Source organism: Kitasatospora sp. NPDC127060, from assembly GCF_042724935.1.
Lineage (GTDB): Bacteria > Actinomycetota > Actinomycetes > Streptomycetales > Streptomycetaceae > Kitasatospora.
Genome location: NZ_JBHXEG010000046.1, coordinates 18,230 through 44,926, shown reverse-complemented (window position 1 = coordinate 44,926; position 26,697 = coordinate 18,230). Strand labels below are relative to the sequence as shown.

The 26,697-nt window shown below is 72.5% G+C and carries 26 protein-coding genes and 1 riboswitch; of the genes, 16 read left to right on the top strand and 10 right to left on the bottom strand.

The annotated features are described in order from the left end of the window. The first annotated feature begins 86 nt into the window (after window positions 1–86). The 6 genes from ACFWIS_RS24035 (at window position 87) to def (ending at window position 6,418) form a co-directional block, all read left to right on the top strand. A complete protein-coding gene (locus ACFWIS_RS24035) occupies window positions 87–830 on the top strand; it encodes a sigma-70 family RNA polymerase sigma factor (protein WP_380459155.1) in 744 nt (247 codons plus the stop codon). Then, complete coding sequence (gene rsrA / locus ACFWIS_RS24030; RefSeq protein ID WP_380459054.1) at window positions 827–1,252, top strand: mycothiol system anti-sigma-R factor; 426 nt, start codon at window positions 827–829, stop codon at window positions 1,250–1,252. Before ACFWIS_RS24035 ends, rsrA begins: the two co-directional genes overlap by 4 nt. A 351-nt stretch (window positions 1,253–1,603) precedes the next feature. Further along, window positions 1,604–3,025 (top strand): HD-GYP domain-containing protein, encoded by a 1,422-nt coding sequence (locus ACFWIS_RS24025; protein ID WP_380459057.1) that lies wholly within the window; start codon window positions 1,604–1,606, stop codon window positions 3,023–3,025. Further along, window positions 3,022–4,446 carry an HD-GYP domain-containing protein gene (locus tag ACFWIS_RS24020; RefSeq protein WP_380459059.1) on the top strand — a complete coding sequence of 475 codons (1,425 nt, stop codon included), beginning with the start codon at window positions 3,022–3,024 and terminating at the stop codon, window positions 4,444–4,446. Before ACFWIS_RS24025 ends, ACFWIS_RS24020 begins: the two co-directional genes overlap by 4 nt. Before the next feature lie 304 nt (window positions 4,447–4,750). Then, complete coding sequence (locus ACFWIS_RS24015) at window positions 4,751–5,737, top strand: tetratricopeptide repeat protein (RefSeq protein WP_380459061.1); 987 nt, start codon at window positions 4,751–4,753, stop codon at window positions 5,735–5,737. A gap of 27 nt (window positions 5,738–5,764) precedes the next feature. After that, entirely contained in the window at window positions 5,765–6,418 is a 654-nt protein-coding gene (gene def, locus ACFWIS_RS24010; protein ID WP_380459063.1) for a peptide deformylase, read from the top strand. A 106-nt stretch (window positions 6,419–6,524) separates the two neighbouring features. Here def and ACFWIS_RS24005 read toward each other — a convergent pair whose 3' ends face one another. Beyond that, entirely contained in the window at window positions 6,525–6,785 is a 261-nt protein-coding gene (locus ACFWIS_RS24005; RefSeq protein WP_380459066.1) for a hypothetical protein, read from the bottom strand. Window positions 6,786–6,846: 61 nt separating this feature from the next. After that, window positions 6,847–7,461, bottom strand: coding sequence for a TetR family transcriptional regulator (locus ACFWIS_RS24000; protein ID WP_380459069.1), 615 nt, complete (start codon window positions 7,459–7,461; stop codon window positions 6,847–6,849). 84 nt (window positions 7,462–7,545) lie between these two features. Here ACFWIS_RS24000 and ACFWIS_RS23995 point away from each other — a divergent pair, with 84 nt between their 5' ends. Then, the gene (locus ACFWIS_RS23995) at window positions 7,546–8,502 is read left to right on the top strand and encodes an oxidoreductase (RefSeq protein WP_380459071.1); all 957 of its coding nucleotides are present in this window, start codon (window positions 7,546–7,548) and stop codon (window positions 8,500–8,502) included. A gap of 91 nt (window positions 8,503–8,593) precedes the next feature. Here ACFWIS_RS23995 and ACFWIS_RS23990 read toward each other — a convergent pair whose 3' ends face one another. After that, entirely contained in the window at window positions 8,594–9,034 is a 441-nt protein-coding gene (locus ACFWIS_RS23990) for a MarR family winged helix-turn-helix transcriptional regulator (RefSeq protein WP_380459074.1), read from the bottom strand. Window positions 9,035–9,099: 65 nt separating this feature from the next. Here ACFWIS_RS23990 and ACFWIS_RS23985 point away from each other — a divergent pair, with 65 nt between their 5' ends. Next, window positions 9,100–10,020 carry an LLM class flavin-dependent oxidoreductase gene (locus tag ACFWIS_RS23985; RefSeq protein ID WP_380459077.1) on the top strand — a complete coding sequence of 307 codons (921 nt, stop codon included), beginning with the start codon at window positions 9,100–9,102 and terminating at the stop codon, window positions 10,018–10,020. Between the two features lie 101 nt (window positions 10,021–10,121). After that, window positions 10,122–10,616 carry an SRPBCC family protein gene (locus ACFWIS_RS23980; protein WP_380459080.1) on the top strand — a complete coding sequence of 165 codons (495 nt, stop codon included), beginning with the start codon at window positions 10,122–10,124 and terminating at the stop codon, window positions 10,614–10,616. 23 nt (window positions 10,617–10,639) lie between these two features. Here ACFWIS_RS23980 and ACFWIS_RS23975 read toward each other — a convergent pair whose 3' ends face one another. Continuing rightward, a complete protein-coding gene (locus tag ACFWIS_RS23975; protein WP_380459082.1) occupies window positions 10,640–10,912 on the bottom strand; it encodes a hypothetical protein in 273 nt (90 codons plus the stop codon). Further along, entirely contained in the window at window positions 10,909–11,322 is a 414-nt protein-coding gene (locus ACFWIS_RS23970) for an ATP-binding protein (RefSeq protein ID WP_380459085.1), read from the bottom strand. Before ACFWIS_RS23970 ends, ACFWIS_RS23975 begins: the two co-directional genes overlap by 4 nt. A gap of 226 nt (window positions 11,323–11,548) precedes the next feature. On the opposite strand from ACFWIS_RS23970, the gene ACFWIS_RS23965 reads away from it, so the two are divergent. Together ACFWIS_RS23965 and ACFWIS_RS23960 are read left to right on the top strand one after the other, a co-directional pair. Beyond that, on the top strand, window positions 11,549–12,418 hold the full coding sequence (locus ACFWIS_RS23965; RefSeq protein WP_380459088.1) for a helix-turn-helix domain-containing protein: 870 nt from the start codon (window positions 11,549–11,551) through the stop codon (window positions 12,416–12,418). After that, complete coding sequence (locus tag ACFWIS_RS23960) at window positions 12,411–12,629, top strand: DUF397 domain-containing protein (protein WP_380459091.1); 219 nt, start codon at window positions 12,411–12,413, stop codon at window positions 12,627–12,629. Before ACFWIS_RS23965 ends, ACFWIS_RS23960 begins: the two co-directional genes overlap by 8 nt. Window positions 12,630–12,682: 53 nt before the next feature. Here ACFWIS_RS23960 and ACFWIS_RS23955 read toward each other — a convergent pair whose 3' ends face one another. From ACFWIS_RS23955 to ACFWIS_RS23945, 3 genes are all read right to left on the bottom strand, one after another. Continuing rightward, on the bottom strand, window positions 12,683–13,054 hold the full coding sequence (locus tag ACFWIS_RS23955; protein WP_380459094.1) for a hypothetical protein: 372 nt from the start codon (window positions 13,052–13,054) through the stop codon (window positions 12,683–12,685). 191 nt (window positions 13,055–13,245) lie between these two features. Continuing rightward, window positions 13,246–14,262, bottom strand: coding sequence for a ribonucleotide-diphosphate reductase subunit beta (locus tag ACFWIS_RS23950; protein WP_380459097.1), 1,017 nt, complete (start codon window positions 14,260–14,262; stop codon window positions 13,246–13,248). After that, entirely contained in the window at window positions 14,262–16,667 is a 2,406-nt protein-coding gene (locus ACFWIS_RS23945) for a ribonucleoside-diphosphate reductase subunit alpha (RefSeq protein ID WP_380459158.1), read from the bottom strand. The genes ACFWIS_RS23950 and ACFWIS_RS23945 overlap by 1 nt, the downstream gene beginning before the upstream one ends. 191 nt (window positions 16,668–16,858) lie before the next feature. Continuing rightward, window positions 16,859–16,991: riboswitch (cobalamin riboswitch) on the bottom strand. A 343-nt stretch (window positions 16,992–17,334) separates the two neighbouring features. Between ACFWIS_RS23945 and ACFWIS_RS23940 the strand changes: the two genes are divergently transcribed. The 5 genes from ACFWIS_RS23940 to ACFWIS_RS23920 all read left to right on the top strand — a co-directional run bounded on the left by ACFWIS_RS23940 (window position 17,335) and on the right by ACFWIS_RS23920 (window position 23,682). Continuing rightward, window positions 17,335–18,369, top strand: a complete 1,035-nt coding sequence (locus ACFWIS_RS23940; protein ID WP_380459099.1) for a hypothetical protein — start codon at window positions 17,335–17,337, stop codon at window positions 18,367–18,369. Window positions 18,370–18,504: 135 nt separating this feature from the next. Next, the gene (locus tag ACFWIS_RS23935; RefSeq protein ID WP_380459102.1) at window positions 18,505–19,959 is read left to right on the top strand and encodes a glycoside hydrolase family 26 protein; all 1,455 of its coding nucleotides are present in this window, start codon (window positions 18,505–18,507) and stop codon (window positions 19,957–19,959) included. 133 nt (window positions 19,960–20,092) lie between these two features. Next, on the top strand, window positions 20,093–20,953 hold the full coding sequence (locus tag ACFWIS_RS23930; RefSeq protein WP_380459104.1) for a hypothetical protein: 861 nt from the start codon (window positions 20,093–20,095) through the stop codon (window positions 20,951–20,953). Window positions 20,954–21,020: 67 nt separating this feature from the next. Beyond that, entirely contained in the window at window positions 21,021–22,472 is a 1,452-nt protein-coding gene (locus ACFWIS_RS23925) for a glycosyltransferase family 2 protein (RefSeq protein ID WP_380459106.1), read from the top strand. 16 nt (window positions 22,473–22,488) lie between these two features. Then, the gene (locus ACFWIS_RS23920) at window positions 22,489–23,682 is read left to right on the top strand and encodes a glycoside hydrolase family 113 (RefSeq protein ID WP_380459109.1); all 1,194 of its coding nucleotides are present in this window, start codon (window positions 22,489–22,491) and stop codon (window positions 23,680–23,682) included. 62 nt (window positions 23,683–23,744) lie between these two features. Here ACFWIS_RS23920 and ACFWIS_RS23915 read toward each other — a convergent pair whose 3' ends face one another. Together ACFWIS_RS23915 and ACFWIS_RS23910 are read right to left on the bottom strand one after the other, a co-directional pair. After that, window positions 23,745–25,871, bottom strand: a complete 2,127-nt coding sequence (locus ACFWIS_RS23915) for an acyltransferase family protein (RefSeq protein WP_380459112.1) — start codon at window positions 25,869–25,871, stop codon at window positions 23,745–23,747. A gap of 193 nt (window positions 25,872–26,064) precedes the next feature. Next, on the bottom strand, window positions 26,065–26,559 hold the full coding sequence (locus ACFWIS_RS23910; RefSeq protein WP_380459114.1) for a GNAT family N-acetyltransferase: 495 nt from the start codon (window positions 26,557–26,559) through the stop codon (window positions 26,065–26,067). Window positions 26,560–26,697: the final 138 nt, after the last annotated feature.

Genomic DNA, 26,697 nt, shown 5'->3' with positions numbered 1-26,697 from the left:
GGATCGACGCGGGCGAGAAGCCCGTCAGCCCGATATCCTCCATTTCTGGGCGGCCCGCAGTGGGCCGAGCCCGTCATGCCGAGGAGGTGGGTCCGGTCGTCGGGACCGAGCACGAGGCCGAGCCGGGCCGTGGCCCGGACGAGGCCCTGCCTGCGGGCGAGGCGCTCACCGGTGAGGAGCTGGCCGAGGCGATCGGTGAGGACACCTTCAGGGTGTCGGCGGAGGAGTCCGAGGGGGCCCGGCGGGAGCGCTTCGAGCGCGACGCCCTGGGCTACCTCGATCCGATGTACTCCGCGGCGCTGCGCATGACGCGCAACCCCGCGGACGCGGAGGACCTGCTCCAGGAGGCGTTCGCCAAGGCGTACGCGTCCTTCCACCAGTTCCGTGAGGGCACCAACCTCAAGGCCTGGCTGTACCGCATCCTCACCAACACGTTCATCAACTCGTACCGCAAGAAGCAGCGGGAGCCCCAGCGCACCGCGGCGGAGGAGATCGAGGACTGGCAGCTGGCCAGGGCCGAGTCGCACATGTCGACCGGTCTGCGCTCGGCTGAGACCCAGGCGCTCGACCACCTCCCCGACAGCGATGTGAAGGACGCGCTCCAGGCGATCCCGGAGGAATTCCGGATCGCCGTCTATCTCGCGGACGTAGAAGGCTTTGCGTACAAGGAGATCGCGGACATCATGGGTACTCCCATCGGTACGGTGATGTCCCGGCTGCACCGCGGCCGTCGTCAGCTGCGCGGCATGCTGGAGGACTACGCCCGTGAGCGCGGGCTCGTCCCGGCCGGCAGCGGGGCAGGGCAGGAAGCGAAGGGCTCGGGCTCATGAGCTGCGGCGATCCGCACGAAACCGAGTGTGGCGAGGTCCTCGACCACCTCTATGAATTCCTCGACAACGAGATGGCCGAGGGCGACTGCGCCAAGCTGCGCGTGCACTTCGAGGAGTGCTCGCCCTGCTTGAAGCAGTACGGACTGGAGCAGGCGATCAAGGCGCTGATCAAGCGTTCCTGCGGCTGCGACGACACCCCGACGGACCTGCGCAGCAAGGTGCTGGCCAGGATCGACTCGATCCGGGCCGGGCAGCGCTCGGGCGAGCAGGTGGTCGTCGCGGTGGAGGCGTCGGTCGAGGTGCACGCCGAGTCCGCCCGTCCGGCGCCCAGACTGGCCCAGACGCCGGCCCCGGAGCACGCGACCGATGAGCCGGGCGTGCGCCCCGGTGCGCCGGTCGAGGCCGGAGCCCCCGCGGAGTAGCCGCGGAGCGGTCCGTACCGTCCGCCGGCGAGGGCGGGCGAAACGGTTCGAGCAGGGAGTTCGACCAGGGAGTTCGACGGCCCCGGGAGCATGCGCTCCCGGGGCCGCTCCCGTTCTGCTCGCGTGCGCCGTCACTCGTACGGGTGAGTTGGCGGTGCGCCAACTGCGCCATTGCGCGATCATGCGTCCCCGCGCCCGGACGGCGGCCTATCCTCCTGACGGACGCTCACCGTCGGCCACCCCGGCGCGCTGAGGCAACACGGGGCCGGACGCGGGGAGGTCGAGATCGCTACCGACAGTGGAGGCGCGACCCTGCCGCAAGGGGCGGCACGCTACCTGGCGGCCGTCCCGGTGGCTGCCCTGTGCTGCCTGCTGCCACTGCTGCCCGAGGCCGTCACCCCCGGGGTGCCGCGCTGGCTCGGCCACCCGACGGACTGGCCCAAGGTCGGACTTCTCGGCTTCCTGCACGGCTGCTGGGAGTCGCTCGCCCAGGGCCTGCCGACCCCCTGCTCCCTCCTGCTGCGTCGGCTGCTGCGCCGCCCCGCGCCCACCGGACGGGCACCCTCCCGGCCCGGGGTGAACACCTTCTTCCCGGTGCTGTTCGCCGGGGTGCTGATGCTCCCGCCGGCCGCCGCCGCCCTGGTCGCCGCCCCGGCCGCGCTGCTCGGCGGCCCGACCGGCCCGGGCTGCCGCCGGCGCCAGCTGTTCAACGGCTCCCAGCTCGCCCTGTGCGCCTTCGCCTCCTCCGTCGCCTTCCACCTGCTGCGCGGCCCGCAGCTGCTGCTCGGCTCCCGCTTCCCGGCCGCGCTGCTGCCCGGCTTCGCCGCCGTCGCCGCGTTCAGCCTGGTCAACGGGCTGGTGGTGGGCGTCATGGTGGCGCTCAGCGAGGACCGCCCAGCGATCGAGGTGCTGCGCGGCGCCTGCTCGATGTGCGGGCTGCCGGTGCTGGTGCACGCGGCCGGCGGGCTGATGGTCGCGGTGCTCTGGCAGGGCCCGTACGGGGCGTTCGCCGCGCTGCTGGCCCTGCTGCCGCTGTCCATCTCGGCCTGGGTGTTCGCCCAGGGGCAGCGCGAGCAGGACGCCCACCAGGCCACCGTGCAGTCGCTGGTGCAGGCGGTGGAGATCAAGGACGCGTACACCCGCGGGCACAGCGAACGGGTCGGCCGGGCCTCGGTGCTGATCGCCGGTCAGCTCGGCATGCAGGCCGAGCGGCTGCGCACCCTGCGCTTCGCCGGGATCCTGCACGACGTCGGCAAGCTCGGCGTGGCCACCGAACTGCTGCGCAGAAACGGTCCCCTCAGCGAGGACGAGCGCCGGGCCGTGGAGATCCACCCGGTGTACGGGTACGAGCTGGTGCGCGGGATCGACTTCCTCGGCGAGGCCCACTCCGGGATCCTGCACCACCACGAGCGGATGGACGGACGCGGCTACCCCAGCGGACTGGCCGGCGCCCAGATCCCCGAGTTCGCCCGGATCATCTCCGTCGCCGACGCCTTCGACTCGATGACCTCCACCCGCTCCTACCGGCGCGGGCGCCCCGTCGCCGAGGCGGTCGCCGAACTGGAGCGCTGCTCCGGCAGCCAGTTCGACCCGGTGATGGTGCGGGCGCTGATCGACGCCCTGGCCGTGCACGGCTGGCAGCCGGTGGTGCATTCCGAGGACTGCGTACGGTCCGTGCCGGACATCCCGCTCGGGGTGCCCGAGCCGGTGCGGGCCGCGCCCGGCCGGGTGCCCGCCCAGGGCGGGACCACCCGCGCGGCCGGGCCGTCGTGACCGGCCCCGGGCCCGCGACCGCCGACCGGAGCACCCGCCGGGGCACCCGCGCCCTCGCGGCGCGCGGCCGCACCGCCCGTGCCGTGCACATGGCCGCCGCCGCGCTGCTGGTGCTCGCGCTCGGCGCGGTCGCGGTGCGCGGGGTCGCCGAGCCGAGGGTCGCGCTGGCGTTCGCCGGGCTGATCGCGCTCGGCGAATGCGTCCGGATCACCCTTCCGGGCGATCGCGAGCAGGCGCCCATCGGCGCGGCCGGCGCGCTGGCGTACGCCCTGCTCGGACCGCTGCGCGGAGTGCCGACCGCGCACGGCACGCTCCAGGTCGTCGCGGTGACCGGCGTCGGCCTGCTGCTGGGCTGGCTGCCGGGCCTCGCCCTGCCGCACGGGCCCGGGCGCCCGCACCGGCGCCCGCCCTGGGCCGACCCGGCCCGCCGCGACAGCGCCGCCCGCCGGCTGCTCGCGGTCGGCTTCGCCGCGGCCGTCTTCCAGCCGCTCTACAACGGCGGCCTGGTCGACCGCTTCTCGCCCGAGGGCCCGGCCTACGGGGCGTTCCTGACCACCGTCGCCGCGCTGGCCGCGCTCTGCGACGCCACCCTGGCGGCGCTGCTGCGCGCCTCGGGCGGACCCCCGAACCCCGGTCGTCCGCCCCGCGGGCGGGCGGCCGACGGCGGGGCCGGGGCCAACGGACCGCGCTTCCCGGCGGCGCTGGAGGACGAGCTGCGCTCGCTGTTCGGGATCGGCTCGGCGATCGTCGCCACCGGGATGCTGGTCAGCCTGGCGGCCGGCGAGGTCGGGCTGTGGGCGCTGCCGCTGTTCTGCACCCCGCTGCTGCTCGCCCAGATCTCCTTCCGGCGGGCCGCGGCGGTGCGGGCCACCACCGGGCAGACCATCGCCAGCCTGGCCCGGGCCACCGAGGTCGCGGGGTACACCCCGCACGGGCACGCGCGCCGGGTCGCGGACACGGCGTGCGCGCTCGGGCGCGAGCTGGGGCTGGGCACCCGCGAGCTCGCCCTGCTGGAGTACGCCGCGCTGATGCACGACGTCGGCCAGCTGTCCCTGGTCGAGCCGGTGCCGGACGGCGCCACCGCGCTGCTGCCCTGCGACGAGCAACAGCGCATCGCCCGCCTGGGCAGCGAGGTGATCAGCCGCACCGGGGTGCCCCGGCAGGTCGCCGAGCAGGTCGCCCGACTGGCCGACCCCTGCCCCGGGCCGGTGGCCGGCGACGGACCGGTGCCGCTCGCCGCCCGGATCATCCGGGTCGCCAACGCCCACGACGACCTGCTCACCGCCGCCCGCGGCCGGGGCCTCGGCGAGGCGGTGGGGCGACTGGAGGCCCTGGAGGTGCTGCGGCTGGGGCGCGGGCGGGTCTACGACGCCAGGGTGGTGGACGCGCTCGCCCGGGTCGGCGGGCAGGGGCGCGGCTGAGCGGCGACCGGGTCTGGGGGCAGGGGCGCGGCTGAGCGGCGGCCGGTTCGGGCCCGGAGCGCCGGGATCGGCCGGGCCGCGGTCGAGTCGGGTCGGTCAGGGGTTGAGGAGGCGCGCCGCGGCGGGCAGGCTGGGGAGGGGCGGTCCCCAACCTCGGCGGTGGGGAGCGCGGGCGGGGGCGAGCGTGGTTGGATGCGGTCGTAGCGTGGAACACCGACCCGGAACACCGGGACCCGGGCCCCGTCGAGGACGGAACGGGCCCGGCGGCAGGGGACTTGAGCGGACGACGACGGCAGGGACGAACGTGAGGATCTTCCACCGGGCACGGCACCGGCCGTCCGCCACCTGGCGGCAGACGACCGACCGGGCCTTCACGCTGATCGGCGACGGCCGCTACGAGGACGCCGGCGCCCTGCTGGTGATGGCCGCCGACCTGGAGCCGTGGCTGTCCGACTCCTGGTTCAACCTCGCCCTGCTGCACAAGTTCCGCCGCGACTGGGAACAGGCCCGCTCGGCCGGTCTGCGCGCCGTCGCCCTGCTGGACCGCGAGCACGGCGCCCCCGACTGGTGGAACCTCGGCATCACCGCCACCGCCCTGCAGGACTGGCCGCTGGCCCGCCGCGCCTGGCAGGCGTACGGGCTGAAGGTGCCCGGCGGCCCCGGCGGGGACGGCCCGGTCAGCCTGGACCTCGGCACCACCCCGGTGCGGCTGTCCCCGGACGGTGAGTCCGAGGTGGTGTGGGGCCGGCGGCTGGACCCGGCCCGGATCGAGGTGCTGTCCATCCCGCTGCCCTCCTCCGGCCGGCGCTGGGGCGAGGTGGTGCTGCACGACGGCGCCCCGCACGGCGAGCGGGTCACCGACGGCGTCGCCTACCCCGTCTTCGACGAGATCGAGCTGTGGGCGCCCTCCCCGGTGCCGACCTACGTGGTGCTGCTGCAGGCCGCCACCGCCGGCGACCGGGACGCGCTGGAGCGGCTGGTCGCCGAGGCCGGGTACGCGGCCGAGGACTGGACCTCCTCGGTGCGGCTGCTGTGTCGCGCCTGCTCGGAGAGCCGGATGGCCTCCGACGACGGCGTCGTCGCCCACCACGACCCCCACGACGACGGCGACGCCGCCCACCCCGGCCACCTCAGCCACCTCAGCCAGGGCGGGGCGGCCGGGATGTCCTGGCTGGTCGAGCGCGAGTGCGGGCTCGCCGCCCCGGCGCACCTGGTCCGCACCCTGCTGGACCGCTGGGTCGCGGCCGCCCCCGCAAGCCGGGCTTACCGGGATCTCGAAGAAGTGTGCTGAGTACCCTGGTGAGGTACGCGTAGACCTATGGAAGCGGAAGACATGGCGGAGCAGCACGACCACGAGCACGAGCACGACGTGGAGGGGGCGGCGTCCGAGGCCCCCGCGAAGGTGATCGGTGAGGAGCCCGACCTGACCAAGGGCACCGCGCGTCCGATCACCGTGGTCGGCAACCCCGTCCTGCACCGCGAGGTCAAGGACGTCACCGCGTTCGACGGTGAACTGTCCGCGCTGATCGACGACATGTTCCAGTCGATGTACGCCGCCGAGGGCGTCGGCCTGGCCGCCAACCAGATCGGCGTCGACCTCAAGGTCTTCGTCTACGACTGCCCGGACGACGAGGGCGTGCGCCACATCGGCCACGTGATCAACCCGAAGCTGGAGGAGTACCCGGCCGACCGGCGCCGGGAGCTCGACGACAGCAACGAGGGCTGCTTGTCCGTCCCCACCGCCTACGCCGAGCTTCCCCGCCCGGACTACGCGGCCGTGACCGGCGTCGACAAGGACGGCAACGCCATCCGCGTCGAGGGCACCGGCTTCTTCGCCCGCTGCCTCCAGCACGAGACCGACCACCTGTACGGGACCCTCTACATCGACAAGCTGTCGAAGCGGGACCGCAAGGACGCCCTGAAGCAGATGGCTGAGGGCACCCCGAAGTACGCGACGGTGCCGAACGCGTAGTCACGCCGCGCGTGTAGCGACACCGAACGTGTAGTCGCGTCGAACGTGTAGCACCGAACGCCGCCGCCCCGTACGGGAGTTCCGTACGGGGCGGCGGCGTGTCCGGTCAGGCCGGGACGAAGGGCCACTCCGGGCCGTACGTGAAGCGGGGGTTGGCGGGCAGCTTGACGTCCGCGAGCTGCCGGGCGACGCCCCCGGGGGAGCCCGTCATCCCGATCGCCCGACCGATGGCGGAGGCGTCACCCCGCCACGCCCTCTCCGGAGCGCGGAGCATGTCGCCGTCGTGCCGGTCGAACGTCCGCAGGAGTTCGCCGGTGGCCTGGTCGGGCTCGATGCCCGGGTGGTTCGCCCAGCCGCCCTCGGGCACTCGGCCGGGTGAACGCCGGGCGGGGCCGGGGGAGTTGCCCGCCGCTGCGGGGAGTCGCTCGCTACCGCGCGGGTGCGTCCAGGGCGGAGGAGATGGTGGCGAAGGCACGGTCGGTGAGGGCGGCCGGGTCGTCCGCGCCGTTGCCGTCGCTCCACTGCTGGAGCACGACGTCGAAGGCGGTCAGGGCCGTCCCGGCGGTGAGGCGGGGGTGGAGGCCGGCGGCCGGGTCCAGGCCGAGCCGGGTGGCGAGTTCGGCGGCCAGGTCCTCGCGCCACTGCGCCTGGCGCTCCAGGAAGCGGGCGCGCAGGGCGGGGGTGCCCAGGATCAGCCGCACCACCGGCAGGGTCCGGCCGGCGTCGTGGCCGGCGCAGGCGTCGACGGCGGCCCAGACGGTGTGCCGCAGCGCGGCGGAGGGGCGTTCGCCGGGCGGGCGTCCGGCCAGTTCGGCGCGCATGACGTCGCCCAGCTCCGCCAGGAACTGGACGACCACGTCCTCCTTGGAGGCGAAGTAGCGGAAGAACGTCCGCTTGGACATGCCGGCGGCGGCCGCGATCTCGTCGACGGTGACCGCGTCGAACCCCTGCTCGGCGAAGAGGCCCAGTGCGGTCCTGGTCAGTTCGTCGGCGACGAGCCGGCGCTTGCGCTCGGCCAGGCTCGGGGCGGGGAGGGGGTTCATGGGAGTGGATGTTACACGCGGGGGCTTCTTCGGCGCTCGATGCCGAGCTTGACACTTGGTGACACGGAGGGCAACGTGTGACGCATGGCGAAGCATCAGGCATGGAGTGCCGAACGGATTCCGGACCAGGCGGGGCGGGTGTTCGTCGTCACCGGGGCGAACAGCGGCCTCGGACTGGCGACCACCCGCGCCATCGCCCGTCGCGGCGGCCGGGTGGTTCTCGCCGTACGCGACGAGGAGAAGGGTCGGCGGGCGGTCGCGGAGATCACTGCCGGGCAGCCGCAGGCGCGACCGGAGGGGCGATCGGAGGGGCGTCTGGAGGTGCGCCGGCTCGACCTGGCCGACCTGGACTCCGTGCGCGCCTTCGCCGAGCGGCTGCGCGCGGACGGCGTCCGCCCGGACGTCCTGGTGAACAACGCCGGGGTGCTGGCGCCGCCCCGCACGCTCAGCCCGCAGGGGCACGAGCTCCAGTTCGCCGCCAACCACCTCGGCCACTTCGCGCTCACCGGGCTGCTGCTCGACCTGCTGGCGGCGGGGCCCGACTCCCGGGTGGTCACGGTGAGTTCGGCCAACCACCGGCAGGGGCGGATCTTCTTCGAGGACCTCACCGGCGAGCGTGCCTACTCCCCGATGGGCTACTACAACCAGTCGAAGCTCGCCAACGCCGTGTTCGGGTGGGAGCTGCACCGGCGGCTGGCCCTGGCCGGCAGCCCCGTCCGCAGCGTGCTCGCCCACCCCGGCTACGCGGCCACCAACATCCCGGCCCGCTCGGTCGGAGTGGTGAAACTGCTCTTCGGGCGCATCCTGCTCCCGCTCGCCCAGTCCTCGGAGCAGGGCGCGCTGCCCCAGCTGTTCGCGGCCACCGAACCGGGGGCGACGAGCGGGCAGTTCATCGGACCGGGCGGGATGGGGGAGCTGCGCGGGGCGCCGAAGGTGGTCCAACTGGCCCCGAGGGCCGTCGAGGTGGAAACCGGGCGACGGCTGTGGGAGCTGTCGGAGCGGCTGACGGATGTCCGGTTCGGCCTGCCGGCGGGTGTCTGAGTCCGGGGCCCGGCCCGGCCCGGTGAGCGTCGGGTGCCGGGTGCCGGGTGCCGGGTGCCGGGTGCCGGGCGACAGGGCTCGGTGTCGGGCGTCAGGGTTCGGTGACGAGCGTTCGAAGGGAGCGCAGTAGGGCCTCGGCCTCGGCGGCGGGCAGGGCGGACAGGAAGCGCTGTTCGGCCTCGATCCGGACGCGTTCCGCCCGGCGGAGCAAGTTCCGCCCTTCCGGGGTGAGTTGGACGATGTTCTTGCGGCGGTCCTCGGTGCTGCGGCGGCGCTCCGCGAGGGCCTTGGACTCCAGGCCGTCGACCAGGGTGACCATCGTGGTCCGGTCGACGCCCAGCCTGGCGGCCGCCTCCTGCTGGGAGAGCGGCACGTCGGGGGCGAGCACGGCGAGTACGGCCAGTTCGCGGCCGTCCAGGCCGAGGGGCGCCAGCGCCTGGGCGGACGCCTCCGCGTAGCGCAGGTGGGCGTGCTTGAGCAGGTAGCCGAGGCGGGTCGACAGGAGGTCGTCGGGGCTTGCGTCGCTGGTCATGGGGGTCAGGGTATCTCCGTGCGATTGATAGTCAGTGATGCTGATGATTTGCTAGGATGATGAATATGAGTCAACTCGCCTTACCCGCTGTCACCTTCGGCATCAAGACCACCCCCATGCGGGTCCCCTACGCGGACATCCTCCGCGTCTGGCGGGAGGCCGACGACCTGCCCGAGATCGCGGACGCCTGGCTGTGGGACCACCTGATGCCCGTCGCCGGTCCCAAGGGCGGCGAGGTGCTGGAGGGCTGGACCCTGCTCAGCGCCCTCGCCGCCCGCACCACCCGGCTCCGGCTCGGCCTGCTGGTCACCAGCAACCGCCTCCGGCACCCCGCGCTGCTCGGGAAGATGGCCACCACGGTCGACGTCATCTCCGGTGGGCGCCTCGTCATGGGCCTGGGCGTCGGCGGCACCCACCAGCCGGCCGGGGCCGGGGGGATCGCGGGGGACAACCCCGCCCTGGCGGAGTACGCCGGGTACGGATTCGACCTGGTGCCGCCCGGTGAGGGCATCGGCCGGCTCGCCGAGACCGTCGAAGTGCTGCGCGGCATGTGGACCGAGGACGTCTTCGACCACGACGGCCGGTACTACCGGCTGACCGGCAACCGGAACGAGCCCAAGCCCGTCCAGCGCCCCGGGCCGCCGATCCTCATCGGAGGCTGGGGGACGCGGCTGCTGCGGCTGGTCGCCGAACAGGCCGACATCTGGAACGTCCCGGGGCCGCCGCACAACGGCGTCGAGCGCGTCGTCGAGCGCAGTCGCGTCCTCGACGCCCACTGCGCGGCGATCGGCCGGGACCCGGCGGAGATCACCCGCTCCGTGCAGTACATCGTGTCGTACGACGACCCGGCGGGGGATCGCGCCGTCATCGCCGAGCTGATCGCGGCGGGCTTCACGCACATCGTGCTCAGCCTGCGCGGGCCGTACCCGGCGGGGGCGGCGCGGTGGCTGGTGGAGGAGATCATCCGGCCGCTGCGGCAGGGGTGAGGGCGCGCCCTCCGTGTCACGTTTCCCGACGTTCCCCGGTCCACCTGTCGGGCGCGGTCGCCGACGGCCGCGCCACGGCCGGCCGAGAGAGGGGAACGACCATGGAGACCCTGACCGTTCGACGCGTCATCGCCGCACCGATCGAGGACGTGTTCGACTGGTGCGCCACCACCACCAACTACACCCGCTCCCCGCTCATCCTCCGGGCCCGACTGGCCCGGCCGGGCGCCGGTGCGCCGTACGGCGTGGGGGCGGTGCGGGTGCACACCTGGGCGATCGGCCGGTTCCGCGAGCGGGTCACCGTGTACAACCCGCCGTACGACTTCGACTACACGGTCGAGCGCAGCTTGCCGCCGTCCCGGCACGAACTCGGGCGGATGACCTTCACCGAGGTCGCCGGGGGGACGGAGGTCGCGTGGACGACCACCTTCCAGGTCCGCCTGCCCTTCGGCGCAGCCCTCACCCGGCTCCTGGCGAAGCCCCTCATCGCGCACACCTTCAGCCGGATCCTCGCCGCCGCCGACGCCGAGCTCGGTGCGGGGCGGTGGGCCGGGGCGGGGGACGCCGGCCGACGCGGTCGTCCCCGCCCGGCGTGAACGCCTGGCGGGGGCAGGGGAGTTCAGGCGCGGTGGGTGGTGATGGTGATCGGGTGGGCGGTCCAGTCGGCCATGTCGCCGATGTAGAGGGTGACGGACCAGCGGCCGCCGCGGGAGAGGCACTCCGCGACGCCGTTGCCGCCGCCCGGGCCGATGCAGAGGCGGATGAAGTCCCGGTGGGCGGCGCGGATCGGGCGCCGGCGAACGTGGTCCCAGAGGACCGGCAGCGCGTGGTCGAGGCTGGGGAAGACGGTCGGCAGCAGGATGCCGCTGATCCCGGCCCGGACGGCGCTCACGCGGCGACCGCCTCGGCGGAGGCGGTGATGTGGCACCAGACGAACTTGCCGATCCCGCCCCTGCGCGGGCAGCAGCCCCAGCTCTGCGCCAACTGCTGGACGAGGAGCAGGCCTCGGCCGGTCTCGGAGGTGAGGGAGGTGGGGTGGGGCGCGGGCTTCTCGCTGTCGGCGTCGTGCACCTCGATGCGGAGGGCGGTGGGGGAGGGCAGCTGGAGACGAACGAAGATCAGGCGTCCGCGCGGGGTGCGGGCGTGCCGGACGGCGTTGGTGACCAGCTCGGAGAGGAGCAACTCGCCGGTGGGGAGGAGGGGTTCGGCGGAGGGGTGGGGGAGGAGGAACTCGCGGAGCTCCTGGCGGGCGTTGCGGGGGGACTTGGGGTGTCGGGGGAGCCAGCAGGTCTGTTCACGCATGGCGGGGTCACCTCTGGAGTGTGCAGGTGAAAGCGGCTGAAGAAGGCATGGGGATGCCCGGTGAAAGCCCGCCATGATCACGATGTGTCGACTAGCGGACTACGTTGAGTAGCATGCGCCCCATGTCTTCTGGAGTGCAAGTCTCGACTTTGGAATCGATCAAAGATTGTTGTCCCGTGCGGAGGGCGGCAGACTGGCAGCGCACATACGGCTGGGAGGTCAACGCGTGCCGGTGAACAGGAATCCGACGGTTCGACAGCGACGGCTCGCTCGAACCCTCAAGGAGTTGCGGGTTGCTGCGCGGATGACGATGGCTCAGTCGGCCAGGCAGCTGGATTGTGCCGAGAGCAAGATCAGCCGGATCGAGGCTGCACAGTCCGGTATCAGGCTCGTGGATCTCCGGCTGCTGCTCGACCTCTATGAGGTGACGGACGGGGCGGTGCGTAGTCGGTTGGAGGAGCTGTCGCGGGAGGGGCGTCTGCGCGGCTGGTGGGACAGATATTCGGACGCGCTGTCGCCGCTCTATGCCGACTACATCTCGTTGGAGGCTGATGCCTCGGACGCCTACAGCGTGGAAACCTTCCTGGTTCCGGGCCTCTTGCAGACAGAGGACTACACCCGGGCTGTTGTCCGGGCGCAGATAGAGGATGCCAGCGTCGAGCAGGTCGAGCAGCTGACGAAGGTCCGGCTGGAGCGGCGATCGGTCTTGACGCGCGAATCACCTCTTCGGCTATGGGTCGTGCTGTCGGAGTCCGTGCTGAAGCACCGGATTGGTGGGCGGGAGGTGATGCGAGAGCAACTGGACTACCTGGTCGCCATGGCGGGCCGCCCCAACATCAACATCCAGGTCCTGCCGGAGGAATCGGATGTTCATGCGGCGCTGTTCGGCCCACTCGTCATTCTGAGCTTCCCGGAGAGCACGGAGACGGATGTCGTCTATGTGGACAGTCTCCTCAGCACGCTCTACATCGAAGAGCCGGGCGAGGTCTTCAAGTACTCCAACCTGTTCCGGCGGGCCCTGGCCGAGTCGCTGCCGCGCAAGGAGTCGATTGCGTTCATCGAACGCATTGCGAAAGGAAAGCACAGCGATGAGTAGCGTCCCTCAGGGTGCGGCTGTTGGCCTCATCTGGAGAAAGTCATCGTTCTCGGGTGCGCAGAGCAACTGCGTGGAGATAGCCATAGGCGTCGTGGGAGTCGTACCGGTTCGGGACTCCAAGGACCCGGACGGGCCGACGCTGCTCTTCCCGGCTGAGGCTTGGGCTTCCTTCCTCTCCGGGGTCAAGTCCGGGGAGTTTTCGGCCGACTGACATAACAGTGGTGCCCCGCACGGGCTGTGGCCGTGCGGGGCACCACTGTTCGCTCAGCTGAAGTTGTCGACCCAGAAGAAGACGGTCCGCAGGACGGCGCCCGGGGCGCCGGCGCCGAAGCCGACCACCATGGCCTGTCCGACGGCCACGTCCGTCGGGTCGATGCCGTGGGACCAGGTGACCCTGGCGTCCAGGCCCGGGATGGACTTTCCCGGGGCGTACGACCGGTACGTGCCGTGGGCGTGGGCGATGAGCTGCCCGTTGCGTCGCAGCTCCGCCCGGCGCAGGCTGGTCGCCTTCAGCTCGTAGGTGCGATCGCCCAGAACTGCCGTACGGGTGCGGGACTTCCGGGTGGTCGGGACGCTCTGGCCGTTGATGTTCATGGCGCCGTAGTCGCGGTCGGGCACCACCGTGACGGTGGGCATTCCTGCCCCGGACACTCGCGCTACGACGGACGGCCAGCGGTCATGACTGATCTGTATCGGTCCGAACGGGCCGTCGATCACACGCTGTTGGAGCTTGGGCATGCCTGGGCTACTCCCCCTGAGTACCGGGTAGCACACAGCGGAGCCGCCACGAGGGAGGCTCCGCTGTGTGCTGCTGAAACGACGCTGCTTTAGAAGTCGTCGTCGAAGGAGACCGAGCCCTCGACCGCGACCTGGTACGCCGACACCCGGCGCTCGAAGAAGTTGGTCAGCTCCTGGACGTTCTGGAGCTCCATGAAGCCGAACGGGTTGGTCGACCCGTAGCGGATCGGCATCCCGAGGCGGGCCAGGCGCTGGTCCGCCACGGCCTCCAGGTACTGGCGCATGGAATCGGTGTTCATCCCGGTGAGACCGTCGCCGCAGAGGTCCTGGGCGAACTGGAGCTCGGCCGCGACGGCCTCCTCCAGCATCTCCGTCACCTGCTTGGCCATCTCGTCGTCGAAGAGGTCGGGCTCCTCCTCGCGGACGGTGTCCACGACCGACATGGCGAAGTCCATGTGCATGGACTCGTCGCGGAACACCCAGTTGGTGCCGGTCGCCAGGCCGTGCAGCAGGCCCCGGCTCCGGAACCAGTACACGTAGGCGAACGCGCCGTAGAAGAACAGGCCCTCGACGCACGCCGCGAAGCAGATCAGGTTGAGCAGGAACGCCCGCCGATCCTCCTTCGTCTGCAGCGAGTCGATGTGGTCGACCGCGTTCATGTACTTGAAGCAGAACTGGGCCTTCTGGTGGATGGAGGGGATGTTCTCCACCGCGGCGAAGGCCGCGTTGCGGTCCTCCGGGTCCGGAAGGTAGGTGTCCAGCAGCGTCAGGTAGAACTGGACGTGCACGGCCTCCTCGAACAGCTGACGGCTCAGGTACAGCCGCGCCTCCGGGGAGTTGATGTGCTTGTAGAGGCTCAGCACCACGTTGTTCGCGACGATCGAGTCACCGGTCGCGAAGAACGCCACGAGCCGGCCGATCAGGTGGCGCTCGCCCTCGCTCAGCTTCGCCAGGTCGGCGACGTCCGAGTGCAGGTCCACCTCCTCGACGGTCCAGGTGTTCTTGATCGCGTCGCGGTACCGGTCGTAGAACGACGGGTAGCGCATCGGGCGCAGGGTCAGCTCGAAGCCGGGGTCGAGCAGCATCTTGCGGTCGTCGGCGGTCATTACTGGCAGGCCTCGCAGGACTCGGGGTTCTCCAGGGAGCAGGCCAGCGCGGCCTCTTCCTCGGGGGTGAGCGTGGGGGTGTTGACCGGCACCGGCGCGGCGGCACGGGCGGTGCCGGAGGCGGCCTGGGCGATCCGGGTCGCGGGGCGCGAGCGCAGGTAGTAGGTGGTCTTGAGACCGACCTTCCACGCGTAGGCGTACATCGAGCTGAGCTTGCCGATGGTCGGCGCCGCCATGAACAGGTTCAGCGACTGGCTCTGGTCCAGGTACGGCATGCGGGCCGCGGCCAGGTCGATCAGGGCGCGCTGCGGCAGCTCCCACGCGGTGCGGTACAGCGAGCGGACCTCCTCCGGCAGCCAACCCAGCTCCTGCACCGAGCCGTTGGCGTCGCGCAGGGCGTCGCGGGTCTGCTGGTCCCAGACGCCGAGTTCCTTGAGCTCGCGCACCAGGTACGGGTTGACCTGGAGGAACTCGCCGGACAGCGTCTCGCGCTTGAACAGGTTGGACACCTGCGGCTCGATGCACTCGTACACGCCGGCGATGGACGCGATGGTCGCGGTCGGTGCGATCGCGAGCAGCAGCGAGTTGCGCAGCCCGGTCTCGGCGATGCGGGCGCGCAGCGCCGTCCAGCGGTCGGTCCACTGCGGGGCGGCCGTCGGGAAGTGGTCGATGTGCAGCTCGCCGCGGGCGGCGCGGGTCTCGCCGTACGCCTCGTGGCGGCCCAGCTGCTCGGCCAGGTCGGCGGAGCGCTCGTACGCGGTGAGCATGATGCGCTCGGCGATGAGGGTGGACAGGCGGGCGGCCTCGGCGGAGTCGAAGTCGATCCGCAGCTTGAAGAAGACGTCCTGCAGGCCCATCACGCCGAGGCCGACCGGCCGCCAGCGGGAGTTGGAGGTGCCGGCCTCGGTGGTCGGGTAGAAGTTGATGTCCACCACGCGGTCGAGGAACGTCACGGCGGTGCGGACGGTGGCGTCGAGGCGCTCCCAGTCCATGGCGTTGACCAGGTCGTCGGCGGAGGCGCCGACGGCCACGTGGGCACCGAGGTTGACCGACCCGAGGTTGCAGACGGCGGTCTCGGAGTCGTCCGTGACCTCCAGGATCTCGGTGCACAGGTTGGAGGAGTGCACCGTGCGGCCCGGCAGGGCGGTCTGGTTGGCGGCGCGGTTGGAGGCGTCCTTGAAGGTCATCCAGCCGTTGCCGGTCTGCGCCAGGGTGCGCATCATGCGGGCGTACAGGGTCTGCGCCGGGATGGTGCGGACGGCCTTGCCGGCCAGCTCGGCCTTGCGGTACGCCTCGTCGAACTCGGCGCCCCACAGGTCGACCAGCTCGGGGACGTCGGCCGGGGAGAACAGCGACCAGTCCTGGTTGGCGTTCACGCGGCGCATGAACTCGTCCGGGATCCAGTGCGCCAGGTTCAGGTTGTGGGTGCGGCGCGCCTCCTCGCCGGTGTTGTCGCGGAGCTCCAGGAACTCCTCGATGTCGGCGTGCCAGGTCTCCAGGTAGACGCAGGCCGCGCCCTTGCGGCGGCCGCCCTGGTTGACGGCGGCGACCGAGGAGTCGAGGGTGCGCAGGAACGGCACGATGCCGTTGGACTTGCCGTTGGTGCCGCGGATCAGGCTGCCGCGCGAGCGGATGCGCGAGTACGACAGGCCGATGCCGCCGGCGTGCTTGGAGAGGCGGGCGATCTGCGCGTAGCGGTTGTAGATCGAGTCCAGGTTGTCCAGCGGCGAGTCCAGCAGGTAGCAGCTGGACATCTGCGGGTGCCGGGTGCCGGAGTTGAAGAGCGTCGGCGAGGAGGTCAGGTACTCCAGGCGGCTCATCAGGCCGTACAGCTCGGCGACCTCGCGCACGGACTGCTCGGAGTCGCCGACCGCCAGGCCGCAGGCGACGCGGAGCAGGAAGTGCTGGGGGGTCTCGATCACCTTGCGGGTGATCGGGTGGCGCAGCAGGTAGCGGGACTGCACGGTGCGCAGGCCGAAGTACTCGAAGCGGTCGTCGCCCGCGGTGTCGATCAGCGCGTCGAGGGTGTCGGCGTGCTTGGCGACGAAGGCGGCGGTGGTGTCGCCGATCAGGCCCTCGGCGTGGCCGACGGTGATCGAGGCGGAGAAGGAGACCGAGCCCTGGCCGTTCGCCTCGTCGACGATCTCCAGGGCGAGCAGACGGGCCGCCAGCTTCGAGTACTGGGGGTCCTCGGCGATCATCGACGCGGCGGCGTCCACGGCCAGCCCGCGCAGCTCGGCGAAGTCCGAGCCGGCGTGGCGGCCGCGCAGCGCGGCGGCGGCGACATGGCCGGGGTCGACCTCGGGGAGGTCGGCGCTGCGGTCGGTGAGCAGCCGCAGCAGCGCGCCGCCGGGGTCGGAGACCGTCGGGTCGACAAAGGCGGTACCGGTGCCCTGGGTGGGCAGGGTGACTGAGGCAGCGGTGGTCAAGGCGCTCTCTCCTGGCGGCGATCGGCGGCGTGATCGGGGTCACCCGGGCCGATGTGGGCAGGGGAGCACGGCGCGAACGCAAAAAAGCGTCGCGCGAGGTGTCTCCCCGGCCCGCCCGCGAGGCCCGGAGGGGTCGTTCTGGTGCCGGCGCGGCCTCTGCGGGAGGGCCGTGGCGCACACTGTTCGGCAGGTACTCGGACTCGCGGTACGGCTGCTGGAGCCGCCCGCACACCGCTGCGGGGCAGTCCCGGAATCGCACCGGGTTCCCCTGCATCGACAGCAGAAGCGAGCATACATGTAGTGGTGTCTCCTCGATGCGACACCACATGTAGTGCGGCGTGGCGTGTTGGTGCGATGACCGGCGGTGCCTGGGCGGGCGACGGTTCGTGGCCGTCCGAGGCCCGGAGGCGCGCCGCGGGCACGGCGTGACGGTCCGTCCGGAGCCCCCGGCCGGAGCTCCGGATGGCCCCGCCCGACGCGCCCCGCGTCCTGGTTTCGATACGGAACGGTCACCGGGCCTAGGGGCCGTCATGGGGATGCCCTACGATCTGGGCGCATGAGCGACGGAACTGGCGTACCTGGGCACGGGCCGCAGGGGACGCCTCCCGCCGGGCCGGGGGGCGTACAGAATCAGCAGCCGGTGGTGCCGGGTCCGGTACCGCCGCCGAGCGGCGGCTTCGGCCCGCCGCCGGCTTCCTACGGGCAGGTGGCGCCGCCCGCGCAGCCGTTCTCCCAGCCCGTCCCGCCGGTGCCCCAGCCGGTCCAGCCGCCGGCTCCGCAGCCGCAGTGGCAGCAGCAGCCGCCCCAGCAGCCGGGTCCGCCCCAGCCGGGTCCGCAGCAGGTCCCGCCCCAGCCGGTCCCGCCGCAGCGCGTCGAGCCGGACTGGGAGGCGTTGGCCAACCGCAACGAGGCCGACGGCAAGCGCAAGCGCCGGGTGAAGGTCATCGGCATCGTGGCCGCCGTCGTCCTGGTGGGCGGCGCGGTCGCGGGCGGCGTGCTGCTGCTCGGCAAGAAGGACGACCCGAAGAAGGCCGCCGGCGGTGCGGTCGCCACCGCCTCGAACAAGCCGACCCCCGGCTCGCCGAGCGCGTCCCAGGGCGGTCAGCCGGACGACCCGTCGAAGCCGATCTGGGAGGTCGCCACCGACCCGGCGCCGCAGGACGCGGGGGCGCTGTTCTCCGCGCTGCAGGTGACGATCAACGGCGCGACCTGGAACCGGACCGTGGTCTCGCTGGACCAGCCCTGCTGGGACGGCAACTCCACCACCGGCGGGCTCGGCAAGGTCCTCGGCGACCAGGGCTGCCAGAAGGTGCTCCGGGCGACGTACGTCTCCGGCGACAGCGCGGTGACCGTCGGCGTCGCGGTCTTCGACCACAAGATCCAGGCCGAGACCGCGATGAAGAACTTCACCGGGCAGCTCAAGGGCCTGCCCGCCCCGGGCGCGCCGGCGTTCTGCGCCAACCCCGGCTGCACCGGCGCGCACGGCAGCCTGGGCCGGTACGCCTACTTCACCGTCGAGGGCACGGCCAAGGGCGGCAACACCCCCGACGCCACCGCGACCGCGGCGTCCTCCGGGTTCGCCGAGCACGTGAAGGGTCAGCTGCTCCAGCGGGCCAAGTCGGCGGGCTCCGCCACGCCCGGTTCGCAGGGCACCCCGGGGGCCGCCCCGACCGGCTGATCCGTCGTGACACCCGGCACCGGCGGCCGTTCGCCGGGGCCGGGGGAGTGTGGCAGGCTCTCGTCGGAGTGAGTCGTACGCGTGTTCCGGTTGCGTCCGTGGGGGTCGGTGCCGGCGAGAACCGGAGGAGCGGTCGTGGCCCTGCCCAGAGCCCTGCGCGGCAAGTCGGCCGTCCTGGCCGCGGCCGGCATCGTGGTCGCGGCGGGCAGCCTCGTCCTGCTGGACCGCGACGGCCGGGCCGACATCGCACCGCCCGTGCGGGTGCCGGTGTCGGTCGGCGCCCCCGGCCGGACCCTGCCCCCGGACGTGGGCCGGGACCTGCTGGCCCGGGATCCGCAGGCCTCACCGAACGCCCGCGCCGTCCAGCAGTTCCTGGCGGACCTGGAGGCCCAGGCCCGCACCGGGCACAGCGGCGGCACGGTGATCGGCCAGCACGTCGAGGCGCACAACGAGCGCGACAACCCGGGGTACGGCGATTACCGGGGCACCAAGCAGGTCGGCTACTACTACAAGAAGGCCGCCGACCTCACCGGCCGGCTGCCCGGCTTCATGGAGACCGACCTCGGCCCCGGCTACGGCCAGAACGCCTGGGGCGTCGGCAACCCGCGCTCCTACTCGGCCGGCCGCTGGCCCACCTGCCGGGCCGGCTGGCAGTACACCGACGACGCCGTCGACCTGATGGCCGCCGTCTGGTCCGGCCACCCGCGCGCGGACGACGGCTCCTACGACAGCGCCGGCGTCCAGCAGAACTGCGACGGCAGCACCACCGAACTGCCCGACAACGGCGGCGCCCCGGCCGGGATCGTCGGCATGTCCTTCCACGAGCCCTACCCCGGATCCGACCTCAAGTCCTTCGACCGGGTGCTCTGTTCGAACTCCCCGGCGGCCACCGACCCGGGCTGGTTCGGCCGGGTCGTGGACGCCGCGGGCGACACCCGCGAGTACCGCGCGCTGATCACCGACCTGTCCTACCTGGCCGACCACCTGGAGTACCTGGCCGCCCACGACGTGCCGGTGCTGCTGCGTCCGTACCACGAGATGAACGTCAAGGACTGCGCCAGCCGGTTCTGGTGGGCGGGCCAGAAGCCGGCCGACTACCAGGCGCTGTGGCGGATCACCTACAAGTACCTGGTGGAGACCCGCGGCCTGCACAACCTGCTGTTCGTCTGGACGCCGGTGTCCTGGGACGGTGCCCCGGGCGTGGACCCGTGGGACTACTACCCGGGCGGCCAGTACGTCGACGTGGTCGGGGTGGACGACTACAGCGGCAGCCCGGCGCACCCGATCGGCACCGGCGAGGTGTGGACCAAGCGCTACTACGACGGGCTCGCCGCCTACGACAAGCCGCGGATGCTCGCCGAGTCCTTCGCCGTGCCCGTCAACTCCCGCCAGCCGGACACCCTGCGGCGCACCCCCTGGACGATCTGGACCGTCTGGGGGCAGGCGCTCACCGCCGACAACCTGGCCCCGGACCAGCCCGGCAACTCCAGCGCGGACGTCAACGCCACCTACCACAGCCCCCTGGCGATCACCGGGGGCTCCGGCCGCTCCGGCGGGAGCATCGACTGGAGCGGGCTGCACGTCCGCTGAGCCGTCGGGATCCGCCGTCGGGATCCGTTGAACGGGTTGAATTCCGGCTCCGTTGTGCCGTGTGGCATCCTGTGGCGGCGAAACCGAGGGCGGGGCGAACGGTCGGGAGAAGGCCGAAGGGGCGGGGTGCGGGATGACTCAGGCGCGTCCGATGCGTGGGGCCGGTGGCCTGGCGGTCGGCTGGGGCGTGGTGCTGCTCGGTTGGGCGGCCTACAACTGCTTCGGGCAGGTCGGCTTCGCGACCTACCTCAAGGGCATCTTCTACTACGGCGGGACCTCGGTGGACGCCGAGACCGGAAGCCTCAACTACGGCCTGCTGTACCTGCTCTCCGGCCTCCTGCTGCTGCGCGGGCGCAACTGGGCGCTCGGCGTCGCGGCGGGCGTGGCCCTGGTCGAGGGCTACAACCGGGTGCGCAGCCTGACCGGTGCGCTGCTGGACAAGCCGCAGCGGGAGTGGTTCACCGGGACGACCGAGGGCTGGCTGAAGCTCGCGACCTTCGCACTCGGCGTGGTCGTCACCGCGACGCTGATCGCGCTGCTCGCCCGCTCCTCGTGGCGGGACCGGCCGGAGGCCGCCCCGGCCGGGGCACCCTGGCCGGTCGGGCAGACCGCCCCGACCGCCCCGCAGCCCGCGCCGTACGGCTTGCCGCAGCCCGGGTGGCACCAGCAGCCGCCGGCCCAGCCGGCGTGGCACCAGCAGCCGGCCGCACCTCAGCAGCCGCAGCCGCAGCCGCAGCCCCAGCCCGCCGCGTGGCCGCCGGCCCAGCCCCAGCAGGTGCCGCCGCCGAGTGGGTACGCCCAGCAGCCGCAGCCGCAGCCGCAGCCGCAGCCGCAGCCCCAGGCGGCGCCGGCGTACCAGCCGACGGTGGTCCAGCAGCAGTGGCCCGCGCCCGCGCCCGCGCCCGGCCAGCCGGCCACGGGCCCGGTGGCCCCCGGCCCGGTCGTGCCGCCGCCCGCCGACGCCCCGCCGGTGAACCGCCCGCCGCAGGCCTGACCGCCCACCACCCACCCGCGCCCCGTCCGGGGGCCGGACCGAGACCAGACGAGGAACGAGTTCCGCCATGACAGCGACAGCCCCCGCGCGGACGGTGCTCACCACCTCCCGCGAGGCCGCCCGGCTCGCCGAGCGACAGATGTCGTGGAAGCCCCGGGTGCTGCCGTTCTACATCGCCTTCGCGATCATCTTCACGTTCTCGATCTGGGCGTACGTGCCCAACCCGACCCCGCTCGGCTGGGCGATCACCATCCTGTGGGGCATGCCGGTGTTCGGCGTGCTGATCGGCTTCCAGGGGGTGCTGATGGTCCGCCGAAGGCTGCGGCAGGTGGGCCGGATGACCCCGCCGGCGCCGGCCGAGGACGACTTCCTGATCGTGCTGGTGCCGACCATCGGCCGGCACGACACCTATCCGGCGCTGGAGCGCTCGGTGCTCTCGTACGTCGAGCACCTGCCGCCGTACTTCCCCTGGATGCGGGTGGACATCCTCACCGAGGAGGGCTGCGCCGCCGCCGAGAAGATCGACGACCTGGCCGACCGCCACCCGCTGATCCGGGTGGTGACCGTGCCGAAGGCGTACGAGACGCCCAACGGCACCAAGTTCAAGGCCCGCGCCAACCACTACTCGCACGAGCTGCGGATCGAGGAGGGCGAGGCGCAGGACGACGTCTGGGTGCTGCACATGGACGACGACACCGGCGTCGGGCCGGACACCGCCGCCGCCGTCGCCCAGTTCGTCAACCGGCAGCGCCGGGCCGGGGACGACGCCAAGCACATGGCGCAGGGCATCCTGACGTACCCGCGGGAGAACGCCGTCTCCACCTTCACCTGGCTCGCCGACGCGATCCGCCCGGCCGACGACATCGCCCGCTTCCGCGCGATGACCGGCACCGGCACCCCGATCGCCGGCGTCCACGGCGAGTTGCTGATCGTGCGCTCTTCGGTGGAGGCCACCATCGGCTGGGACTTCGGGCCGAAGACCATCGTCGAGGACGCCCAGATGGCGCTGAACTTCTGCCAGCGCTACCCGGGCCGCAGCGACTGGTTCAACGGGCGCTGCTACGGCGCCTCCCCGGCCGGCGTCCAGGACTTCCTCAAGCAGCGCGAGCGCTGGGCCTGGGGCCTGGTCGCGCTCTGCTTCAACAAGACCATCCCGCTGCGGTACCGGCTGTTCATCGGGATGGGCATGGTCAGCTGGGTGCTCGGCCCGCTGCAGCACGTCGGCCTGGTGCTGCTGGTCGCCTGGTTCACCGGCACCTGGAACACCTCACCGGTCACCCAGTCCGTGGTGCTGCTGTGGGCGATCAACTTCGCCTACGTGATCTGGACCTACTGGGAGGGGCTGCGGCTGAACGTGGTCGCCTCCGCCAACCACCGGCGCAAGTGGTGGGAGCCGATCGTCGTGGTGGCCTGCATCCCGGTGTTCTCCTTCCTGGAGGGCTGGGGCGGGCTGCGCGGGCTGATCAAGTTCCTCAAGCGCGAGGAGAACAAGTTCGTCGTCATCGCCAAGCCGGCCTGATCGGAAGTCACGACCCTTGAAGCGCCCCGCCATCTTCATCCTGCCGACCATCGTCGTCGCCATAACCGTGGCCGTCCCCGTGGTGTGGGGCGACCACCCGATCCGGTTCGACCACCAGCGCCCCACCACCGTCCACCTCGCCGCCCCCACCGAGCAGGGCCGGGTCTGGGGCTTCGGCAAGGACGCGCCGCCGGTCGCGGACACCGGCCCCAAGGTGGCCCGCCCGTGGACCAAGGGGAGCCCCGAGTGGGGCGTGCAGGTGTACTGGCTGGACGACCCGGCGGACCCGGACAACTTCGTCCAGGGCAAGGTCGACCGCATCGTCAAGTACGTGGTCGGCCTGAACGCCAACTCCCTGTCGGTGACCTTCCCGTACTACACCACCGGAACCAAGTCGAACGCCGTCGCCGCCCGGCCGACCTCGCCCACCCCGGAGCGGCTCGCCATGCTGCTGGACGCCGCGCACCGGGCCGGTCTGCGCACCACCGTGCGTCCGATCATGGACGAGGAGGTGTTCGACTACCTCAACACCCTCAAGTGGCGCGGCAACATCGCCCCGACCGACCGGGACGCCTGGTTCGCCAGCTACGCCGCCTTCCTGGAGCCGTACCTGAAGGCCGCCCAGGAGCACAACGCGGCCGAGTTCACCATCGGTACGGAGTTCAACTCGCTGGAGGGCGACGCGCACTGGCCGGGGCTGATCGAGCAGGCGCGGAAGACCTTCCACGGCGAGCTGGCGTACGACGCGAACTTCGACAACTGGTCCCAGGCGCCGATCGCGGTGCCGGCCGACGTCACGGGTGTGGACGCCTACCCGCCGGCCAAGAACGCCGACGACGACGCCCCGATCGCCGAGCTGGAGGCCAGCTGGAACGCGTGGCTCGACAAGCGCGGCAAGGGCGCGCAGCCGGCCACCAAGCTCACCGAGGTGGGCATTCCGGCGCAGAAGGGCGCGTACAAGACACCAGGTGAGTACTACAAGAAGACCGAGGTGAACGAGGCCGTCCAGGCCGCCTGGTTCACCGCGGTCTGCCAGGTGGCCCAGCAGCGCAAGCTGAGCGGGGTGTACTTCTGGTCGCTGTACTTCGGTATCGACCCGACCCTGCCGATCACCCCGGACACCCCGCGGATGGACTACGCGGGGCGCGCGGGCTCGGAGAAGGCGATCCGCGACTGCTTCTCGCAGACCTACGAAGTCCCGCCCGCGTAGGGCCGGTTCGGCGGAGCCTGCCGGGCGCACGGCGCACGGCGCCGGACCGCCCCCAGGGCCGGTTACTGCCGGGCCGGCGGTTCGCCGGCGGTCGCCCTGGTGGTCGGGGTGCGGGACGGCTTGCCGGTGGTCGGCCGGGTGGTGGGCTTGCCGGTGGTCGGCGTCGGCGTGGGGGAGGCCGTGGGGGTCGGCGTGGGCGTCGGGGTCGGCGTGGGGGTCGCCGTCGGCGCCGGGGCGGCCGGGATGTCCGGCTGCACCCCGGCCAGCGCGTCCGCGATCTGCTTCTCCAGCCACGGCGTCACGAAGCGCATGCCGGCCGGCGTGAGGTGCACCCCGTCGTTGGCGGGGGTGATCCAGTGGCCGTCCTTGTCCTTCCACGCGCAGGTGTCGTACGGGCAGTAGAAGGTGTCCAGGTCGACCAGCCGGACGGTGCCGCCGGCGGACTTCACGTAGTCGGAGATCTGCTGGTCGTAGCAGGTGCCCCAGGCCTTGCTGATGGCGCCGTTCTCGACCCGCTCGTTCATCAGCAGCACCTGGGCCCCGGGTGCCCGCCGGTGGATCTGCTCCATGGCCTGGGCGAGCTGGGTCCGGTACCGGTTGCGGTAGTCGTCGTCGCAGGGGTTGAGCCAGGTGCCGTCCAGGTGCTGCTCGGCGGCGTCCCAGCCGAGGTGGACCACGACGGCCTGCGGGGCGGCGGAGGTGAGCTGCCGGTCCCACACGGCGGCCCGGTCCCGGCAGTCCGGCTCGGTGTCGAACTCCACCTGGGAGGTGGTGCGCACCTTGTCCGGGTCGAACACCCCGCAGCCGCTGATGCCGCCGTCGACCACCCGGTAGCGGTCGCCGTGCCGGTAGAGGCCGGTGGCGAGGTCCTGGGCGAAGGAGTCCCCGAGGACCAGGACCATCGGCTTGCCGCTCGGTCCGGACCGCATGTCGTGGGTGACCCAGGCGGGCAGGTACCAGGCCCCGGCGGTGGCCACCGCGGTGGTGACGGCGAGCAGCGGGACGGCCGGGAAGGCCCGCCAGCGCAGCACCCGCAGCTTCTCGGTGCCGGTGTGCAGCAGCCAGGCCAGCCCCCAGGAGAGCGGTCCGCCGATCAGCAGCAGCTTCTGCGGCGAGATGTCGTCCACGTAGTGCTGGAGCAGCCAGTACACCGGCAGGTGGAGCAGGTAGAGGCTGTACGAGATGGTGCCGGTGAGCCGCAGCGGGGGCAGCGACAGCAGCCACACCAGGGGGCCGCGGTCGTGGCAGAGCGAGGCGGTCAGTACGGCGGCGAGCGCCGCGACGACGGCCAGTCCGCCCTGGTAGAGCCAGGGTTCGTGGTAAGAGCCGACGGACAGGCTGGCCCAGACCAGGCCGCCGAGGGCCGCGGTGCCGACCAGCGTGGGCAGGGCGGCGCCGCCGCCCCGGGCGGCACGGGAGCCGCCGGCGGTGGCGCGGACCTTGCGGCGCAGCCACAGGTAGACCCCGAAGGCGGCGGTGGCGCCGGCCGCGAAGCCGACGGCACGGCTCTCGGTGCCGAGGTAGAGGCGGTCGCTGTTGTCGCCGTTCCACATCAGCGGGGCGACCGCCGCGGCGGCCGCGAACAGCACGGCGGTGGCGATGCCGGTCGCGCGCAGCGAGCGGCGGCACAGGCCGAAGAGCACGAGCAGCAGCACCGGCCAGAGCGCGTAGAACTGCTCGGTGATGCTGAGCGACCACATGGCGGCCAGCGGGTCGATCGAGGCGAAGTGCTGCCAGTAGGCGTCGCCGCGGGACAGCTGGGCCCAGTTGGCGACCTGGGCGAGCGCGGCGAGCGCCTGCGGGCGCAGGTCCTTGACGTCGCGCAGCGGGCTGAGCAGGGCGGACAGCCCGACGACCAGGGTGATGGTGGCGAGCAGTCCGGGCAGCAGCCGCTTGGCCCGGCGGCGGTAGAAGACGCCGAGCCGGATGCCGTCGGTGCGGTCCAGCTCGCGGATCAGCACCAGGCTGACCAGGAAGCCGGAGAGCACGAAGAAGACGTCCACGCCGAACAGGCCGTTCTGGAACCAGTCGGTGTGGTAGAGCAGCACGGAGGCGATGGCGAGGCCGCGCAGTCCGTCGACCGCTTTGAAGCGGACCGAGGGCGGCAGGGGACCGCGCGGCTCGGGGACCGGCGCGGGGATCGCGTAGCGGCTGGTGGCCGGGGGCTCGATGCCCCGTGCTTCGCGCATGTCCTGGAGCGTGGGGCCGCTTCCGGGCGCGCCGAGGCTGGGCCCGTCGTCCATGTGGTGCGTCCCCCCGGGTCGATCGACTGTCGCGACGTGTCAAAGACATGTCTTGATCTGTGGTTTATATCAAAAGACGCCTGCTGATCGTCTGCCGGTCACCGGGGAGGGGGATGACCGGCGAGCTGCCGCCGGGGTGTCAGAAGGCCATGGTGTAGACCATCAGGTCCATCCCCGGGTAGGGCGCCCAGTCGCGTTCGGGGGTGCGGCGGAAACCGACCCGTTCGTAGACGCGGTGGGCGGCGGTCATCTCGGGGCGGGTGGAGAACGCCATGCCGGCCAGGCCGAGTTCGCGGGTGCGGGCGACGGAGGCGCGGACCAGGGCCTCGCCGACGCCTCGGCCGCGGGAGGCGGCGGCGGTGGCGAGCATCCGGATCTCGCCCTCCCGCGGGGTCGCGATGTCGGCCCACTCGGTGCCGCCGACGGCGAAGGTCACGCAGCCGAGGACCTGTTCGCCGGCCGGGTCGACGGCGACCAGGAGTTCGGCCTCCCGGGAGCGGCGCTCGGCGTCGCGGAGCAGCTCGACGTAGCCGCTCGTGGGCCGGGTGTAGCCGTCGCCGACGAAGGCGTCGACGGTGATCCGGCCGGCGGCTTCGAGGTCGCGGGGGAGGGCGTGGCGGATGAGGTAGTCCATCGGGTCAGTGTGCCGGAGCCGTGCGGGGTGGTGATCTCGGGGGTGGAGCGGACCGGGAGGGTGGCCGGGTCGGCGGAGGGGCGCAGCGAGGCGGCCGGCAGGGTGCCGTACAGCCGGTCGGCGCGGTGCGGGTCGGCG

Coding starts and splice junctions, on each gene's coding strand:
- ACFWIS_RS24000 (WP_380459069.1), bottom strand. CDS start 7,461: ATGAACCCCCTCCCCGCCCCGAGCCTGGCCGAGCGCAAGCGCCGGCTC.
- def (WP_380459063.1), top strand. CDS start 5,765: ATGGAAGCGGAAGACATGGCGGAGCAGCACGACCACGAGCACGAGCAC.
- ACFWIS_RS23970 (WP_380459085.1), bottom strand. CDS start 11,322: ATGCGTGAACAGACCTGCTGGCTCCCCCGACACCCCAAGTCCCCCCGC.
- ACFWIS_RS23930 (WP_380459104.1), top strand. CDS start 20,093: ATGACTCAGGCGCGTCCGATGCGTGGGGCCGGTGGCCTGGCGGTCGGC.
- ACFWIS_RS23960 (WP_380459091.1), top strand. CDS start 12,411: ATGAGTAGCGTCCCTCAGGGTGCGGCTGTTGGCCTCATCTGGAGAAAG.
- ACFWIS_RS23995 (WP_380459071.1), top strand. CDS start 7,546: ATGGCGAAGCATCAGGCATGGAGTGCCGAACGGATTCCGGACCAGGCG.
- ACFWIS_RS23980 (WP_380459080.1), top strand. CDS start 10,122: ATGGAGACCCTGACCGTTCGACGCGTCATCGCCGCACCGATCGAGGAC.
- ACFWIS_RS23955 (WP_380459094.1), bottom strand. CDS start 13,054: ATGCCCACCGTCACGGTGGTGCCCGACCGCGACTACGGCGCCATGAAC.
- ACFWIS_RS23990 (WP_380459074.1), bottom strand. CDS start 9,034: ATGACCAGCGACGCAAGCCCCGACGACCTCCTGTCGACCCGCCTCGGC.
- rsrA (WP_380459054.1), top strand. CDS start 827: ATGAGCTGCGGCGATCCGCACGAAACCGAGTGTGGCGAGGTCCTCGAC.
- ACFWIS_RS23910 (WP_380459114.1), bottom strand. CDS start 26,559: ATGGACTACCTCATCCGCCACGCCCTCCCCCGCGACCTCGAAGCCGCC.
- ACFWIS_RS23915 (WP_380459112.1), bottom strand. CDS start 25,871: ATGCGCGAAGCACGGGGCATCGAGCCCCCGGCCACCAGCCGCTACGCG.
- ACFWIS_RS23985 (WP_380459077.1), top strand. CDS start 9,100: ATGAGTCAACTCGCCTTACCCGCTGTCACCTTCGGCATCAAGACCACC.
- ACFWIS_RS23925 (WP_380459106.1), top strand. CDS start 21,021: ATGACAGCGACAGCCCCCGCGCGGACGGTGCTCACCACCTCCCGCGAG.
- ACFWIS_RS23950 (WP_380459097.1), bottom strand. CDS start 14,262: ATGACCGCCGACGACCGCAAGATGCTGCTCGACCCCGGCTTCGAGCTG.